At 26.1% G+C, this 18,100-nt stretch carries 14 protein-coding genes and 1 pseudogene; 7 read left to right on the plus strand and 8 right to left on the minus strand.

Features of this window, described 5'->3' with window-relative positions:
- Window positions 1-675 precede the first annotated feature (675 nt).
- On the plus strand, window positions 676-1,365 hold the full coding sequence (locus tag Q0K19_RS13495; RefSeq protein ID WP_297248828.1) for a hypothetical protein: 690 nt from the start codon (window positions 676-678) through the stop codon (window positions 1,363-1,365).
- A gap of 64 nt (window positions 1,366-1,429) precedes the next feature.
- Here Q0K19_RS13495 and Q0K19_RS13500 read toward each other — a convergent pair whose 3' ends face one another.
- The 3 genes from Q0K19_RS13500 to Q0K19_RS13510 all read right to left on the minus strand — a co-directional run bounded on the left by Q0K19_RS13500 (window position 1,430) and on the right by Q0K19_RS13510 (window position 4,450).
- Entirely contained in the window at window positions 1,430-2,629 is a 1,200-nt protein-coding gene (locus Q0K19_RS13500) for a DUF4384 domain-containing protein (RefSeq protein ID WP_297248830.1), read from the minus strand.
- Window positions 2,630-2,637: 8 nt separating this feature from the next.
- Window positions 2,638-3,603, minus strand: a complete 966-nt coding sequence (locus Q0K19_RS13505) for a ParB/RepB/Spo0J family partition protein (protein ID WP_297248832.1) — start codon at window positions 3,601-3,603, stop codon at window positions 2,638-2,640.
- Between the two features lie 82 nt (window positions 3,604-3,685).
- Entirely contained in the window at window positions 3,686-4,450 is a 765-nt protein-coding gene (locus Q0K19_RS13510; protein WP_297248834.1) for an AAA family ATPase, read from the minus strand.
- 341 nt (window positions 4,451-4,791) lie between these two features.
- On the opposite strand from Q0K19_RS13510, the gene Q0K19_RS13515 reads away from it, so the two are divergent.
- The gene (locus Q0K19_RS13515) at window positions 4,792-5,850 is read left to right on the plus strand and encodes a tetratricopeptide repeat protein (RefSeq protein ID WP_297248836.1); all 1,059 of its coding nucleotides are present in this window, start codon (window positions 4,792-4,794) and stop codon (window positions 5,848-5,850) included.
- 597 nt (window positions 5,851-6,447) lie between these two features.
- On the opposite strand, the gene Q0K19_RS13520 is transcribed toward Q0K19_RS13515, so the two are convergent.
- The 3 genes from Q0K19_RS13520 to Q0K19_RS13530 are packed head-to-tail and all read right to left on the minus strand — an operon-like array spanning window position 6,448 to window position 10,671.
- Window positions 6,448-7,761, minus strand: a complete 1,314-nt coding sequence (locus tag Q0K19_RS13520) for a glutamate-5-semialdehyde dehydrogenase (protein ID WP_335845763.1) — start codon at window positions 7,759-7,761, stop codon at window positions 6,448-6,450.
- Window positions 7,762-7,789: 28 nt separating this feature from the next.
- Complete coding sequence (locus Q0K19_RS13525; protein ID WP_297248840.1) at window positions 7,790-8,659, minus strand: 50S ribosomal protein L11 methyltransferase; 870 nt, start codon at window positions 8,657-8,659, stop codon at window positions 7,790-7,792.
- Between the two features lie 29 nt (window positions 8,660-8,688).
- The gene (locus Q0K19_RS13530) at window positions 8,689-10,671 is read right to left on the minus strand and encodes a DUF4954 family protein (RefSeq protein ID WP_297248842.1); all 1,983 of its coding nucleotides are present in this window, start codon (window positions 10,669-10,671) and stop codon (window positions 8,689-8,691) included.
- Window positions 10,672-11,212: 541 nt separating this feature from the next.
- On the opposite strand from Q0K19_RS13530, the gene Q0K19_RS13535 reads away from it, so the two are divergent.
- On the plus strand, window positions 11,213-11,572 hold the full coding sequence (locus Q0K19_RS13535; protein WP_297248844.1) for a hypothetical protein: 360 nt from the start codon (window positions 11,213-11,215) through the stop codon (window positions 11,570-11,572).
- Here the strand turns inward: Q0K19_RS13535 and Q0K19_RS13540 are convergent.
- Window positions 11,518-11,655 (minus strand): hypothetical protein, encoded by a 138-nt coding sequence (locus tag Q0K19_RS13540; RefSeq protein ID WP_297248846.1) that lies wholly within the window; start codon window positions 11,653-11,655, stop codon window positions 11,518-11,520. The genes Q0K19_RS13535 and Q0K19_RS13540 overlap by 55 nt on opposite strands.
- 609 nt (window positions 11,656-12,264) lie before the next feature.
- Here Q0K19_RS13540 and Q0K19_RS13545 point away from each other — a divergent pair.
- Both Q0K19_RS13545 and Q0K19_RS13550 read left to right on the plus strand, forming a co-directional pair.
- Window positions 12,265-12,663 (plus strand): helix-turn-helix transcriptional regulator, encoded by a 399-nt coding sequence (locus Q0K19_RS13545; protein WP_297248848.1) that lies wholly within the window; start codon window positions 12,265-12,267, stop codon window positions 12,661-12,663.
- Window positions 12,650-14,587 (plus strand): heavy metal translocating P-type ATPase, encoded by a 1,938-nt coding sequence (locus tag Q0K19_RS13550; RefSeq protein ID WP_297248850.1) that lies wholly within the window; start codon window positions 12,650-12,652, stop codon window positions 14,585-14,587. Before Q0K19_RS13545 ends, Q0K19_RS13550 begins: the two co-directional genes overlap by 14 nt.
- 60 nt (window positions 14,588-14,647) lie before the next feature.
- Here the strand turns inward: Q0K19_RS13550 and Q0K19_RS15445 are convergent.
- Window positions 14,648-15,808: pseudogene (locus Q0K19_RS15445) on the minus strand (sugar MFS transporter).
- Between the two features lie 162 nt (window positions 15,809-15,970).
- Between Q0K19_RS15445 and rsgA the strand changes: the two are divergent.
- A complete protein-coding gene (gene rsgA, locus Q0K19_RS13565; RefSeq protein ID WP_297248856.1) occupies window positions 15,971-17,074 on the plus strand; it encodes a ribosome small subunit-dependent GTPase A in 1,104 nt (367 codons plus the stop codon).
- A gap of 652 nt (window positions 17,075-17,726) precedes the next feature.
- Window positions 17,727-17,912 carry a hypothetical protein gene (locus Q0K19_RS13570; RefSeq protein WP_297248858.1) on the plus strand — a complete coding sequence of 62 codons (186 nt, stop codon included), beginning with the start codon at window positions 17,727-17,729 and terminating at the stop codon, window positions 17,910-17,912.
- Window positions 17,913-18,100 lie beyond the last annotated feature (188 nt).

Raw genomic sequence — 18,100 nt, forward strand, 5'->3', positions numbered from 1 at the left:
CTATCGATAAACTCGCTGAAATATAGATGATAACTAAAGTTATCATCTGCTCGTTTATCTTTGGTTATTGCTATCGATAAACTCGCTGAAATATAGATGATAACTAAAGTTATCATCTGCTCGTTTATCTTTGGTTATTGCTATCGAATAAACTCGCTGAAATATAGATGATACTAAAGTTATCATCTGCTCGTTTATCTTTGGTTATTGATATCGATAAACTTCTTATTTTTATATGATAAAAAAATCTCGTTTTAAAATCTCTATTAGCCACTTGATTTCTTATTTTGAATTGCAATATATAGTTTACAGCTAAAGTTATCATCTGCTTATTTATCGCTTTAAAAGTTAATGGCATAACTAATACTTAATTTATATAACAGCAATAAAAAGCTGGTCAAATTTTCTTACTAGTATAATACGTACTAATAATAAATTTACTATATAATACTTATAAGACATAAAAGAAAAAATGTCCACTAATTCAGCAACAATAAATATAAAATGTAGTATTTTTTGTAGAAAATGTATTATAGTTATGGTAAAAATTTATTTTTTCTTTAATTTTCTATAAATTTATATTACATACTATATTTTTAACATTTACTTATATCTTTTTTAGTGTATTATAAATTCAATAAAAATAAATTCTTATTATTGTTTTGAGTTGATTTTATGAAAAAATTATTTTTTTGTTTATTATTTATATTTATAAATAGTTTATTTCTCTTTTCTAAAGAAACTATAGAAAGAGATTTGTCATATAATCCAAACTTTAGTTCCTCAAAATTTAATGATTGGCTTTTGGTTGCCACTTTTGATGGTGATAATGTGCCTACATTACAATTTATAGATAAAACTGAAAATATGTTTTGGGAATCTTCCGATTCTTCTATAAAAGAATATGTATACAAAGGTAAAAATTCAAAAGCAGGTATATTTTTTATATCATCTATGACATATTATCAGTACAGAGGATATAATCCTTTATATACAGAAAAAAGAAATATAGATAATGCTAGTATGATGAAGCGTTTTTATTTCTATAGATTTACAGGAAAAGGCGGCGGAATAATATCTCTGGATAATACTTTAGTAGCTATAGATATTTACACGAAATATGTATATATATATGGAGTACCTGTAGAAGAGGAAAAAGTATTCGGTGTTGATGTACCTCAAAGATGGGGCCCTTCTGATACAGTAAAATATAAAGGTTCTATTTTACCATTTTATGAATATGATCCAGTAGGGCATGTTCAAGAAGATGGAACTATTGTTTTATATGATTTTTATCTTAATTCATTCTTAGATAAAGAAAATAGATATCAGCCTCTTTTAAATAGCAAATATATTTACAAATAATTCATATATACGAAAAAGTTTTATTAAGCAAGAAAGCTATTGACTTCACAAATGAGTTAATAGCTTATTTTGTTGTTTCTGAAATAGATTTTAAATATACTTTTGATATTTGCCAATCATTAGAGCTAATAAATTTTAACTTATATTTCAATTTATCTGTAAATTCTCCTATTTTATTTTTTTGGCACATTTTAAAACCATCACCTGTGAAATATTCACCTGTTATCCATTTCTGTTCTTTTTTTGTGTATAAACAGTAAAAAGCATCTTCTCCAAATGGAGGTCCTATTTTTATATTGAATTTAGAATTTTCTGGAGGAATTATATAATTTTTTCTAGCTTCTATTTTATTTTCATATTTATTGTTTATGAAATTATTAAAATCATTAGGGAACATTAATATTAAATTTCCATCATTTTGAAATGCAAAAATGTATAAATATCCTTCAGCATTTGGCCTGAAATTTATAGTAAATGATTCTCCTTCTATTATTTCACCTTCATTGTTTATTACATTTGTTTTATTTTCTAATGTTATTCTTTCTAACCTAAAATTCAAGTATATACCGTTTATAGGAGATTCCATAGCTTTAAATAATAGGTTGGAGAAATGAAATTCTAAATAAGTGCATATTTCATTGATAGTTGTTACACTTTCAGATTGATTTTTTAATTTATATTCTTTAAGTGTATTGCCTGTTGCCATATCTATCACTTTAAAATTATATCTCATTTCATAAAGCTCTTCGTCACTTTTTTCTTCTCCGTCTTTATCTATTTTTTCCGTTTTTTCTCCTATTCCATATTCTATTAAATCGCCTAAATCTTTTATTTCATTTGTAAGCACTATATCATTACTAAGCATAGTATTTGTAATATTGTAATTACTTAATATTGTATTTATTTCATTTGAATTGATAGTGATATTGTTTTTATTAGCAGTATTATTAGTATTCTTTAATACTTTTTCACTATCCATTATAATAACAGCCTGTACTTTTAGGTTTGATGCCACTATTAATCCTTCTTCTAAACTAAGTTCATTTGTAGAGAATAGCTTTTTCTTTTCTCTATCTACTGAAATAGAAGTTTTTTGTTTGAGATAAGCGAATCTATTTATCGTTTTTACAAACTCTTTTCTCATAGGCTCATTAGCTCTTAAACTATGATCCAAATCTACAGTAGCTATAGGCATAGTTTCTCTAGGATAAAGATTTAATGTTATTATAGTGATAATTAAAATGTATTTTAATGCTGTTCTCAAAATTGCTCCTAATATTCAAGAGTAGGTTTTATTCCTGTTTCTCTTTCATATACCTTTTCAAGCATATCCATTATTCTTGATAAATCATCAGAACTGTAATATTCTATAACTATTTTACCTTCTTTTCCATTTTTATCTATAACATTAACTTTAGTAGAGAATATTTTTTCTAAATCATTTTCCAGCTTTTTTATATTAGGGTCTTTCTTATTTTCTTTCTTTACTTCATTTTGATTTTCTATATTTTCTTCATTATTACTTGTATTATGATCATTTGATATATTATTTTTTCTTTCTTTTACTATTCTCTCGCATTCTCTTACAGAATATCCTTTTTCTACTATTTCTTTAGCAAATTCTTCTCTTTCATTTTCATCATCTAATGATAATATAGTTCTGGCATGTCCTTCGCTTATTTTAGATTCTAGTACTAAATTTTGTATATTTTCGCTTAAATCTAATATACGCATAGAATTAGATATTGTACTTCTGCTTTTTCCTACTCTGTTTGCTAATTCTTCCTGTTTAATATTCAAATCATATATTAATTTTTTGTAGCTTCTGGCGACTTCTATAGCGTTTAAATCGGCTCTTTGTATGTTTTCTACTAAAGTAAGCTCAAGCATTTTAGAATCTGCTATATTTTCTAATACCAATGCTGGAACTCTATCTCTATTTAAGAATTTAAATGCTCTGAATCTTCTTTCGCCTGATATTATTTGATATTTTCCGTCTTTTTCTCTTAAAGTAATAGGGTTTATGAGCCCATTTTCTTTTATAGATTCGGCAAGACCTTGTATTTCTTCTTCATTGAATACTTTTCTAGGCTGATCCGGATTAACATCTATAAGAGAAACATCTATTTCCAATACTCCTCTTCTTTCTGCCTCTTCGGCTGCTGTTCTTATTTCATTGTCAGTAGATTTTATTAATGCACTTAAACCCTGACCGCCAAGTCCGCCTTTTCTGCTCATATAAATCCTCTTAATTTTATTTAATTAATATATTTTTCAATAATATTATCAATACAATAGCATCTTATATTAAAGATATTAATTATTTAGATTTTTCAACAAACTCTTTTGCAAATTCTTTATAACTTCTGGCCCCCACACAATCTTTATCATAATCCCCTATAGCTTTACCATAAGAAGGAGCTTCGCTTAAACGTACATTTCTAGGTATCATAGTTTTATAAGTCTTTTCTTTAAAGAAATTTACTACTTCTTTCACTACATCTGAAGCTAATTTAGTTCTAGCATCATACATAGTAAGGAGAACACCCTCTATTTTTAATTCTTTATTAAGATTTTCTTTTACAAGTGCTATTGTATTATTAAGTTCAGCAACTCCGTCTAAAGCATAAAACTCACATTGTATAGGTATAAGAACGGAATCAGCAGCAGTTAATGCATTAAGTGTTAATATACCCAAAGTAGGAGGGCAGTCTATAATAATATATTCATAGTCATTTCTTACAGTTTCTACAGCCTTTTTTAATTTATATTCTCTAGCTATTTCATTAACAAGTTCTATCTGAGCACCAACCAAGTCGGAATCTGCTGGTATTAGGAACAAATTTTCCTGATATGTAGGCATTATTACTTCTTTTGCCTCTGCCTGTCCTATTAATATATCATATACGCTTTTTTGCATTTGATCTCTTGTAACACCAACGCCTAAACAAGCATTTGCCTGAGGGTCTATGTCTATAAGAAGTGTTTTATGACCCATTTTTGCTATGCAGGCACTTAAATTAACGGCTGTGGTAGTTTTTCCTACTCCGCCTTTTTGATTGACTATAGCTATAACTTTAGACATAAATATATCCTTAAACTAAAAACTATCATGAAATTATATTATTATATCAAAATCGGGCATTTTATCAAGTTTTTATTTCTTCAAAATTATACGTAAAATATATAAAACATCCATAAAATATTGACAGGCAACTATTATAATATATACTAATCCAATGAAACATTAATTTAAGGTTTGTTTTATTATGATAAAAATCAAATTAAGTCAAATCAGAATTTTAATAAATTTCATTAATCATAATTTATATTCAAACTTAAAGTTTCAATATTTTAAAATACTTAAATATACTAGTATCTTTTTTTGAGATATTTTTTACCAATCATAATTAAAGGAGCAGAATTATGAATTTTACAGAACAAGAACAGGACTATTATGAACTCATATTAGATATGTTAGATGACGGCACTATAGATGAAAGTGAAAGAGCTTTATTGAATAAAAGAATATCTAAATACGGTATATCAGATGAAAGAGCAAAAGAGATAGAAGATTTTGCATTACAGGAAATACAAAATAAAAATAAACCTAAATTTAATACAGAAGGCGAAGAAGAATATTATGAGCTTTTGGAAGATATGCTTGATGACGGCACTATAGATAAAAGCGAAAGAAGTTTATTAAATAAAAGAAAAGTTAAGTATAATGTATCAGATAAAAGAGCAAAAGAATTTGAAGATTATATAAAGTCTGTAAAAGTAAACAATTATACTATTTTAAATAGTTATAATAATAATGCCTATGATTTGTTTAAACAAGGAGAAGTATATTATAATGATAAAAACTATGAAGAGGCTATAAAATGTTTTAAGAAATCAGCAGAGTTAGAACCTAATGATTGGTATAATTGGAATTGGTTGGGAAACACTTATAATAAGAATGGCAATTATGAAGAAGCTATAAAATGCTTAAAAAAGGCAGTAGAATTAAGTCCTGATAATTGGAGTAATTGGTATTTGTTAGGTATTTCTTATAATGAAAATGGTAATTATGAAGAAGCTATACGATGTTTTAATAAGTCTATAGAATTAGACCCTAATGCGTGGATTAATTGGAATTGGTTGGGTGCTTCTTATAATAAAAATGGCAACTATAAAGAAGCTATACGATGTTTGAATAAGGCAGTAGAATTAAAACCTGATGATCAATCTAATTGGCGTTGGTTAGGTCGTTCTTATAATGGTAATGGCGAGTATGAAGAAGCTATACGATGCTTAAAAAAAGCTGTGGAATTAAATCCAGATAATGCTAATAATTGGGAGTGGCTTGGAAATTCCTATAATAAAAATGGGAAATTTAAAGAAGCACAAAATGCTTATGCTAAGGCTTTAGAAATTGAACCTGATAATGATTATTACAAAAAACAATTTAAATTAAATGAAGATAAGGCTAATAGAAAATAGTTTTATTTTTATATGCTAATTTTAAATAAGTTTAAATAAAAAGATAGGAGTTTTAATAAAAATCTCTTTCCTTTAATAATTTTATAAAAATTGTTTGTACAGAATAGTGAACCTATTTTTAAGGTATTCTACAAAATTACTTTTATAATGTTTAATATTGTTTTATATATAAAAATAATGTTTTATATATTGTGTAAATAATTGCTTGTATTATATAAAAAATGCAGTTCTTTTGGTTCTTTTATACCAATAAAAGAACTAGGGTTCGGCACAACTGTGTGCTTCGCAGCAAAGCCCTGCCAATATTTAAAATTTAAAGAATTCATTTTTGACAAACTTAAAAATTTTAGGTATAAATTAATTATAAAGTTTTTTATCATTATTGGATATGTATTTAATATAAAAGCTGACAACAGAATTTTCAGCTATCAGCTTTATTGTTGTTATTCATATCATTTTTTATTTTATTCTCTTCTGTTTAAAACTAGCTCTGTGATTAACATAGTCTTTTATTATTGCTAATAAAAATTGTTAGTTAAATATCCCCTGCCATTCTAACGAATAGCAGGTACTAACAATTTTTATATTGTTTATATTTTATTTTATTCTTTTATGCTTGAAGCTAGATTTATGAGTAACATAGTCGTCTACGATTTGATAACTGCCGAAAATTTTATACTTGTATATTGTTAAGCCTTCCAAACCTACAGGACCTCTGGCATGAGTTTTGTTTGTTGAAATTCCTACTTCAGCACCAAAACCATATCTGAATCCATCTGAAAATCTTGTTGAAGCATTGCAGTACACATTAGCAGAATCAACGAATGTCATAAACTTTTCTATATTGTCTTTATTTTCTGATATTATTGAGTCTGTATGATGAGAGCCGTATTTGTTAATATGATCGTATGCTTCTTCTATGTCTGATACTATTTTTAAAGATACTTCTTTGTCGCCATATTCAAAATGCCATTCTTTTACTTCGCCTATATCTGATTGAGTAAGTATTTTTTTTACTTCTTCGTCAGCGTTTATTTTTATTTCATTTTCTTTGAATAAATCATAAAGTTTTGGCAAATATTCTGAAGCTATGTTTTTGTTTATGAGTATAGTTTCAACAGCGTTGCATGCACTTGGATACTGAGCCTTTGAATCTAAACATATTTTTAATGCTTTTTCTTGATTGGCAGATTCATCTATATATAAATGACATATGCCGTCAGCATGTCCTAATACTGGTATATTTGTATTTGATTTTATATACTGTACTAAACTGTTTCCGCCTCTAGGTATTATTAAATCAATATATTTATCCATTGATAATAATTCTTTTATATCTTCTCTAGTGAATACCAAATTAACAGAGTTTTTTGGAAATTCTTTTATATTATTTAGAGTTTCTTCTATTATATTGTATATTGCTTTATTAGTGTTTTCCCCTTCGCTTCCTCCTTTAAGTATAACGGCATTAGATGATTTTATACATAAAGAAGATATTTGAGATATTACATCAGGACGAGCCTCAAATATTACAGCGATTAAACCAATAGGGCAGGATATTTTTTTTAATAATAAATTGTCATCAAGTTCTGTTTCTAATAATACTTTATTAATAGGGTCTTCAAGTTTTACAACATCTCTTATTCCAGAAACAACATCTATTAATTTATTTTCATCTAGTTTTAATCTGTTAAACATAGATTTTGAAATTTTATTTTCATCAAGTAGTTTTTGAGCATATTCCAAATCTTTTTTATTAGCTTCAAATATTTTATCTTTATTTTCTTCAATTTTTTTAGCTATTTCAAGAAGAGCATTATTTTTTATATCTGTATTTAATGATTGTAATTTATATGTAGCTTCTTTTGCATTTTTTACTAAATCTATTAATTGCATATTATTCTCCTTAATATATTTTAAGTAAACATAATTATTTTTATTATAGATTAAGCATTAAAGATACCCAATCATTTTTTCTTTTTCTTAAAATAGTATTGAGTTTATTTTCTCTAATGGCATTAATCATATACGATTCTTTTTCTAATAAAATTCCTGATAATATTAAAGTAGAACTCGGTTTTAATAATTCTTTTAAATCCTGAAGAATATCTATTAAAATATCAGTTTCAATATTAGCTATTACCAAATCAAATTTAAGATTCATATTGATTAAATCTCTAGCATTTCCAAGTATCACATTATCAAGTTTTATACTGTTGTAATCAGCATTATCAAGTGTGCAATGAACAGCATCATTATCAATATCTATAGAAGTGATATTTCTTGCTCCTAATTTATAGGCGAATAATGATAATATACCGCTTCCGCATCCTACATCAACTATACTTTTTGAAATAATATCATTGTTATTTGAATATTCATAAATCATTTCAAGTGCTAGAGATGTAGTTTCATGAGTTCCAGAACCGAAGGCATATTGTTTTGCTATATAAAGAGGATTTTCACATTCTTCATTATAAAAATCTTTTAAATTCGGTACTATAGTAACATCTCCTATATTGAAAGGTTTAAGAAAATCCATATATGAAGTTAAATATTCTTCAGATTTTAATTCTTCTATTTTATAAGTATATTCAGCAATACCTTTAATATTTTCTTCTATTATACTTAGATTATTTTTTAATATTTCTTCATTTTCATTGTATATATTAACTATTGAAATACTTTCTTCTTTAATAGGAAACTCTGTATTAAAACCCAATATATTTAATTTACCGCTTTCTATAACAGCTTCAATTATATCTTCAAATCCTCTTTCTATTTTTATTGATAATGAATATATTAACATAATAACTCCAATAATGATTTTCTATTATATTACAATATATTAATAATATTGTTAATAGATTCAATTTTATTTTCCATATCTTTTTTATATTTTATTACGAAAGTATTATCATTAACTGTTCCCCTTACAGCCTCAAAATCTTTTTCCATAACAGTTTTATCATCAATACCTGAACTTACCATTTTTGATATATCATATTCTTTTTCAACATCTTTATAAAATATATTATATGCTTCTTTTAATAATGATTTATGGTCTTCTAATAATTTTTTTATAGTTTCTTTATTAATATCATTTATATTATATCTTGATTTTACAGTATTCATAACCCAAGATTTTTCATCTTCTGAATATATATTGTATATGTTTTCAAACTTTTCGGTCAATGATTTTATATCATTTATTTTATCATCTTCTAAATCTTTTATGATGTTATCAACTCTCTGTTTGGCACATATAAGTCCGCCTATATCAATCCATTTTTCAAAAACAGTATCTTCATTGTACTGAAGATTTTTTATAATTTCATCAATATTTTTAGAGTTCTCTATATATGAAAGTATTTTATTATGAAGATATAAATCTATTGCTATAGAGTATCTTTTTGAATATTTATCTAAAGATGAGATTTTTATAATCATATTTTTATATGTTAAAAAATCTTTGTCATTATTTTTATTTTCTTTTTTTATTTCTTCTAATATTTTTTCAGATTTAATTATTTTAGATACAGTATAAGGACTAAATACATTAAATATTATTAAATCTTTTTTATCTCCTTTTCTTCTGTCTCTATCTCTCCATTTATTTTCATCCCTTGATAAACCAACTCCAAATAAATTCAAAGCAGGTATAAGTCTTGTTTGATGATATCCATGCTCAGTGATATATGAGAAAGGAAAATCAGAAGTATCAACATTATCATAATGAGCACCTATAACAGTGGAGAAAGCTCCTATATGAGAAGGCCATAATATATAAGAGTTGCTTCCTGTTTTACATCCTCTTTCCATAAAACCATGATGATAAGGTCCTAATTTGTACATATGATTGCTTTGATTAGTTCCGCTTCCTGCATTGAAAAAAGAAAAATGACTTGCTATTAAAAGTGTAGCTTTATGATGCGTAACAGTATAAGGACCTGCAAATATAGAAAACATTTCTCCATGTTCTCCCTCGCAGTTTGCAAATAAAAGTGAATCCTCACATGAGAATTGTCTTCCAAGTTTAACTCCTTCACCTATGAATGCTTTTTTTATAACTGTTCCATCAACTATATGAGCACCTTTAAGAACAATAGAATCTTTTAATATAACAGATGTTCCTATATATGAAGGACATTCTTTTGTACTTATTACTGTTGTATTATTAATTTCATCAGTATTTTCTATTGTTGCATAAGGATCTATTAAAGAATTTTTTATTAGTCTTGCATTTATTATTTGTGTATATTTTTTTATTTTTCCGAATCTTCTTGTTTTTTGTCTTGTGTATTCATCTATCAGAGCATTAATTTTTTCACGCATTACTTTTTCATGTCTATACATTGCAACTAAATATGCTATATGAGAATTAAGTCTATAAAATATTTTCACACTTCTTCCATCACCTTCCATGATTGGTGAAGTTTCAACTCCATTTCCGAAACTGCTTTTTCCTTCCATATATATAGAACCAGCGTTTTCTATTATAACTCCCTTTTCTATTTTATAATTTTCTATGAATCTTCCTACATTATTTATATAAACATTTCCATTAATATATACATTTATTAAAGTTGCTCTGTTAATAGAAGCTAATAATTTCACTTTTTTATGATATTTAACCATTCCATTAAGGGCATTTATTTTTATTTTACCATGAAATTGAACATCTTTTATTCTGCTTAAGTCTACATTTTTTATCAATATTTTTTCCCAAGACTGAGAAGAACAGCCTTGAGATTTAAGAAAATTTATTTCTTCATTTGTGAGATTTCTGAAATCTTTATCCTGTTTTTTGAAAATATACATAATTAAAAGTTTTCCTTTTTTTCATTATTTATTAGTCATTATGTTAACTTTATGATTTTGTGTAAAATTTGTGTAAAAATCAAAAATTGTTAAAAAATGAAAAATATTACAGATTATATATCAAAATTAAATAATTTTCTATTATGTATGAAATAAATTTAAACTTTTTATATTGACTTTTTTTAATATGAATATATGATGAAGTTAATTCAATTTTTTGTATGGCAGGGATATTATATCCCCGCCAGTTAATAATCTCTTAATTAGAAAGATAAATAAAATATTTATTTAATAATATCTAGTTTGTATCTTAGGTATGACTATCAACATATTCACACCTTTTTCAATTCAATTTTTTGTATGGCAAGCATATTTTTTATATAAAAAATTATTACTTGCTAATTATTAAGCTTCAAAATTTTCATCTGAACTGCCAGCACTGTTTTTACCATTTACTGTTACAGTAACAGTAAGTTCTTCTCCAGCAACACCAGAAGTAAATCCATCAAAAGTATATCCGCTTTTAGCTTTTACTTTTATTGTGAAACTAACTGTTTTTTCAGTACCTGTAACTTTAGCAGTATCAAAAGTAACACTTTCAGCATTATCTAATTTTACTTTATTCTTTGCACTTTCTATAGCTGTTTTTAAAGCACCTGAACTTAAAGAAGTACCTTTTTTTGCTATAGCTGTAACAGTACTAGCTTTATCTAGTGTTATAGAAGAAAAATCTATACTTCCTTTATCAGAGCTAGCATCTACTTTACCTAATTTTTTTATAGCATCTTCAACTTCTTGTAAAGAGATTTTTTTCTCTACTGTTGGAGTAGAAGGAGTTGAAGTATCTCATCCTGTTGGTGTAGATTCTGTTGTTGCTCCTGTGTTTGAATCTTTAACATGATCTGTTGTTTTGTTGTTACAGCTTACTGCAAATATTGCAGATGCAGCAACTACTAAAAATAGTGTAAAAAGTTTTTTGTTCATATATTGAACTCCTTTATTGAAATTTATAATAAACATTATTGCTAATGCTTATTTGAAAAATTATATTAGAAACATTTATATTTTTTGATATGATATTCATTAAGAATTATTTGATCGTTATTGTAAAGATTGATTTTTAGTTTGTGTAATCTAACTTTACAAGCATATTGTCTTATTTTTTTATCAATGTTTCTAACTTAATTATACTAAAATGCTAGATGTCTTTATATTTTATGTCAATACTTATAAAATATTTTTTCTACAAAAATATTATTTTTTATTCGTTTTTTTTATTTTTTTTCTGAATATGAATTATTTATTTTTATTACAGTGAAAATATAATTATTTATTATATGTTTTTACAAATAAAAATAAAAAAATTATATTTTTAAATTTGTAAATTGAATTATTAAAAAAATGTTCAAGTGTAATATTTATTTGTAAAAGAATAAAAAAGATTATCTATTGTTAAATAATGTTTACTTTATACTTTACATAGTATTTTTTTAAATTTGAGTAAAATTAAAAAAAATTGTATTTTATTATTGACTTAATTATTATATAAGTATATTATTATATTATAATATACTTATATAAAGATGAGGCAATATGAAAAAGAATATAAAAAAAGATATTGAAACTTCTGATGAAGAATATTTAAATAATGATGATGATTGTGAAATAAATACAAAAGATTCAAATATATCATCACTCATTCCAAAACTTCCAAATGATGAAGAGTTTTCACTTTTAGCAGGATTTTTTTCTGTATTTTCTGATCCTACAAGATTAAAGATAATATCTGCCCTGAGTGAGAAGGAATTATGCGTGCATGAATTATCTTCTTTACTTGATATGAAGCAGCCTTCTATATCGCAGCATTTAAAGATGCTGTGGCAGGCTAGGGTAGTAAAGAAGAGAAAAGTAGGACTTCATGTTTTTTATAGATTAGATGATGAACATATAGAAAAAATTTATACTTGGGGGTATGAACATGTTAAAGAATAAAGAAAGACTTTTATTTTTATCAGAGATTTTTTTGGGACTTGTAGTATTAATATTATTATACACTTTGCATAAAACTATACATGGTGCTATAGAATATATTATTTTCTTTATACCATATTTTATTTTGGGAAGAGATGTATTTAAAAATGCTGCTTTGGATTTCATTAAAGGAAAGTTCATGCGTGAAAGCTTCCTTATGAGTATCGCTACAGTGGGAGCTATTATACTTCATGAACTTCCTGAAGCATTAGCCGTACTAATGTTTTATAGAGTAGGTGAATACTTTGAGGATATGGCAGTTGATAAATCTAAACGTACAATAGCCGCACTAATGGCAATAAGACCAGATTCTGCAAATATTATAAGAGAGAATGGAAATGTTGAAAAAGTTGATATATCCGAAGTACAGATAAATGATAGTATAATAATAAATCCATTTGAGAAAGTGCCTCTTGACTCTGTTATATATGAAGGTGAAAGTTGGATTGATACTAAAGCTTTAACTGGTGAGAGTATGCCTAGAAGTGTTAAAGTTAATGATGAAATTTTAGCAGGAACTATAAACGGAGATAATACTATAAAGGCAAAAGTGATAAGAGCTTATGGAGAATCTTCTATAGCTAAAATATTAAAATTAGTTCAGGATTCGCAAAATAGAAAGGCTAATATTGAGCAGTTTATAAGCAGATTTGCAGGCATATACACTCCTATAGTGGTATTCGGTGCAATTTTCCTTACTGTAATACCTACTATAATATATGGTACAGAAGTTTTTGATAATTGGTTCAAACGTTCTTTGACTCTATTAGTTGTATCTTGTCCTTGTGCTTTTATGGTTGGAATTCCATTAACATATTTTGCTTCTATAGGAAGAGCATCTAAATTTGGAATAATGGTTAAAGGCGGAGTATTTTTGGATTTGCTTGCTAAGGTTGATAAAGTTATTTTTGATAAAACAGGAACTCTTACAAAAGGAGAATTTTCTATAAAAGATATACATAATACAGGTTTATATGATAATGAAACTTTATTAAAATATGCTGCTTATGCTGAAACAGGTTCTTCTCATCCGATTGCAGTATCAATAGTTGAGCATTATAAAAATCATCATAATGGTGTTATAAATGATAGTTTAATTTCAAGTCATAAAGATATAAGCGGAAAAGGTGCTTCATCAATAGTTGAAAATAAAAATATATTGATCGGAGGACTTGATTTATTAAAACAAAATAATGTTGAAATATCAGAAATCAAAGAAAATATTAATGTTCATATTTCGATAGATTCAAAATATGCCGGCGGATTTTTCATTGATGACAGTGTGAAAGATGATACAAAAGAAGCTATTGATTTATTGAATTCAATGAATATAAAAACTGCATTAATAAGCGGAGATAATGTTGATAGGGTAGAAGCATTTGCAAAAGAGATGAATATTCAATCATTCAAAGGCGGCTGTTTGCCTGAAGATAAAGTAACTGTATTAGAAGAAATGATGAAAGATTCAAAGGCTTCAATATTTGTAGGCGATGGTATAAATGATGCTCCTTCTCTTGCCCGTGCTGATATTGGTATTGCTATGGGTGGACTTGGTTCTGATGCTGCTATAGAAAATGCAGATGTTGTAATTATGGATGATAAGCCTTCTAAAGTTGCTCTTGCTATAAAACTTGCTAAGAAAAATCATGCAGTAGTTTTGCAAAATATACTTTTAGCATTAGTAATAAAATTCGGAGCTATTATATTAGGAGCTTTAGGACTTGCTTCCATGTGGCTTGCTATTTTTGCTGATACAGGTGTTACTATGATAGTGGTATTAAATGCTTTAAGACTTCTTTATCCTTTAGGTGAAAAAGAAGAAGCTGTTAATATAGATACTAAAAATTGCGACATAAAAGTTACTAACTGCGGATGCGGACATTAATTAATTATTGATAATTATATTTTTTATAGATGCATGATTATTATTCATGCATCTATTTTTTTATTTATTTTTTATAGTCTTTCTTATCATCAATTTATGCATAATAAACATCAATATTAAAATTAATACTAAATAAAAAGGAAGAAGTGATATTGATATATGATTTGCAATGTAGCCGAATAATGGAGGCATTGCAAGAGTACCTATATAAGCACTAGCCATTTGTACTCCTATTATAGCTTGTGAATTTTCTGCACCAAAATTACTTGGAGTTGAATGTATTATAGAAGGATATATAGGAGCACAGCCTAAACCTACAATTATAAAACCTATTAAAGATAAAATATTTACAGCAGGAATAATCATTAATATTATGCCTATCAAAATTAATGACTCACCTAAAACTATCATTTGATTATCGTTTAATTTCATTGTTATAAATCCAGATATAGCTCTTCCAACAGTGATTCCCATATAAAATAAACTTCCAAATTAAGCTGCAGTTTTTATATCCACTCCTTTATATATATTTAAATAACTGCTTGCCCATAATCCTGTTGTAGCTTCAAGTGCACAATAACAAAAAAAGCATATCATAATTTCTCTGGCACCGGGTATTTTTATTATTTCTTTTAAGCTTAAAACTTTGGTACTTATTTTTTCTTTATTTTCTTCATCGTTTTTCTTCCATAGAGAAATACTGAAAAATAAAATAGCAGTGAGTACAATCTGCATTATTGATATATATCTGTATCCTGCATTCCAATTATTATTAGTAAGTGCATATCCCATTATATATGGTCCTATTGTTGCACCTATTCCCCACATACAATGAAGCCAGCTCATATGTTTGCTTTCATAATGAAGTGCTACATAATTATTTAAAGAAGCATCTACACTTCCTGCACCTAATCCATAAGGTATAGCCCAAACACAAATAAATAAATATGAATGAGTAATAGAAAATCCAAAAAGAGCTATAGCTGTCATTGCTACACTAAATGCAGTTATTTTTCCAGTACCAAATTTTTTAGTTAGTCTGTCGCTTTGCAAACTAGAAATTATAGTGCCTGCTGATATGATCATTGATATTATGCCTGCATGGGAAATTGGTACATTCAATTCTTTATGCATAGTAGGCCAAGCTGATCCTAAAAGTGCATCCGGAAGTCCTAAACTTATAAAAGATAAATATATAATAGCAAGTAGTAAATTAACCATATTAAATATCCGTAAAGTTATTTTAATATTATAATACAAATAATTTTTTATTGAATAGTTTTTATATAATAAATCTTTTTTATTTAGCATAATAATAAAATTGACAAAACTTTTATATTTAGTATTATATAATTGTAATATTAAATTTTGAGGATAAAAATATTGAAAATAAAAGATATTGGCTTTGATGAATATTTTGAAAAGTTGGCACTTAAAAGTTTGAATGTTAATTCTTTAAAAGAAATTAATAATGAAGAGCTTGTACCTGCAAGAGTTATAAGAATTAATAAAAGATATTATACTTTGTTTTCTGATGATGGTGAGTTTTTAGCAAGAATCAAAGGAAAGATAAGATATAATTCTGAAATACAAAGCGAACTTCCAGTAGTTGGCGATTGGGTGCTGATGAAAAAATCGGATAATAATGCTTTTATTGATGCTATACTTACTAGAAAAAATATTTTATACAGAAAAGCCAATGTTAAAAAAAATGATATTCAGGCTATAGTAAGCAATATTGATTATGCTTTTATTATAGTTGGTATTGATAATGAAATGCCGATGTCTGCCATAGCAAGATATTTGTCAGTTGTTCATACTTCAGGAATTAAGCCAATAATTGCAATTAGTAAAATAGATTTGTATGAAGATGCAGAATATAAAGAATTATTAGCAGCTATAAAAGAAACTTATCCTAATGAAACAGCATTTGCCTACAGTTCCAAAACAGGAAAGAATGCAGATACATTTTTAAAATATATTAAGAAAGATACTTCATCGGTTTTTATAGGTGCATCCGGTGCTGGTAAATCCACTATTATTAATTATCTTTTAAAAGATGAGAAGATGAAAACTCAGGAAGTAAGAGAATACGATTTTAAAGGAATGCATACTACAACACATAGAGAGCTTTTAGTATTGGACAGCGGAGGTGTAGTTATAGATACTCCGGGTTTAAGAAATTTAGGTTTATGGGAAGATGATAAAGGTATAAAGAAAACTTTTGAGGATTTGGAAGAGTACGCTAAAAAATGTAAGTTTAAAGACTGTACTCATCAGCATGAGCCGGATTGTTATATATTGGAACTTCTTGAAAATGATGAAATACCTTATGAAAGATATGATGCTTATATAACTTTGCTTAATGAAAATAGAGAACTTCAAAAAACTTCTATAGAGATAAAAAAAGACAGAAAGATGGCATTAAAGAAAATCACTAAACATAGAAATAATTATAAAAAGATGAATGTAAAAAATAAAAAATAATTTATTTTTATAATTGTTTTTATTAAAAAATAAGAGGCTGTTCTATATAATTTAAGTGTGAAATTCAGTAAATTAAGTCAAAAAAAACAATTAAAAATTATATATAATTTAGCAAAAAAGGAGATTTTTTAATTAGCTAGGAAATCCCAATTTTTATTATATTACAAAATTTCACTATATGTGCGTTGAAAAGATTTTAAATCTAATAAACGTTTGAATTTCTGATTATGTTTTTAAAATTAATTAATACAATAGAAATTCAAATTATAGTAATAAATCTTAAAGTCTTGGCAAGTGTAATTAAATTTTAAAAATTATTTTCATACCCACCCTTTAGGCTTAAAAATTTATTTTGTAATTTCTGATTTGTATTTGCTTATTATTTTAATTAGATTTTTTAGCTGCCAACCCAAGTTTTATTTAAATTTATTGATTTCTCACCGCACGCAGAATATTATTATATTATTAAGTATATTGATTATAATTGCAATTATAATCAATATATAGTGTTTTACTTACCGTGCGTTATAAAAACTCAAATAATTTTGCTTTTATATTAAAAATATAATATAATTATTAATCATGGAGAGTTTAATAAGTTATATAAAAAAATCATCATTTATTTGGAATATTAGTAGGACTTTTATTTCTTTTGGCAGCAATTTTTAAATGGAATTGGCTTTTGGAACCTATCGGTTCAAGATTTATGATGTTTATATATGAAATGTTTGGGGGAGAGTTGTGTCAGAATAGTTACTGGTATTATAGGAACTATAATAATAGTATTATTTATAAGGGATTGGATAATAAAAAAATGAATTCCAAAAATAAGAAATAGTTTAAAGTGATAAACGAGCAGCTGATTAGTAAATTATAAATTAATTTATGATTATGAATAACATAAATAAAAAAATCGAGTGTCTGGTAAGAGATTGTAAACGAGATTTTTTTATTGCATGGGTGCCATACATATTGCATTTAAGTATTCCTTATCTTTTTGAAGTATAACATAGGTGTATCATAATT

It is taken from the genome of uncultured Brachyspira sp., from assembly GCF_944393015.1.
Taxonomy (GTDB): domain Bacteria; phylum Spirochaetota; class Brachyspiria; order Brachyspirales; family Brachyspiraceae; genus Brachyspira.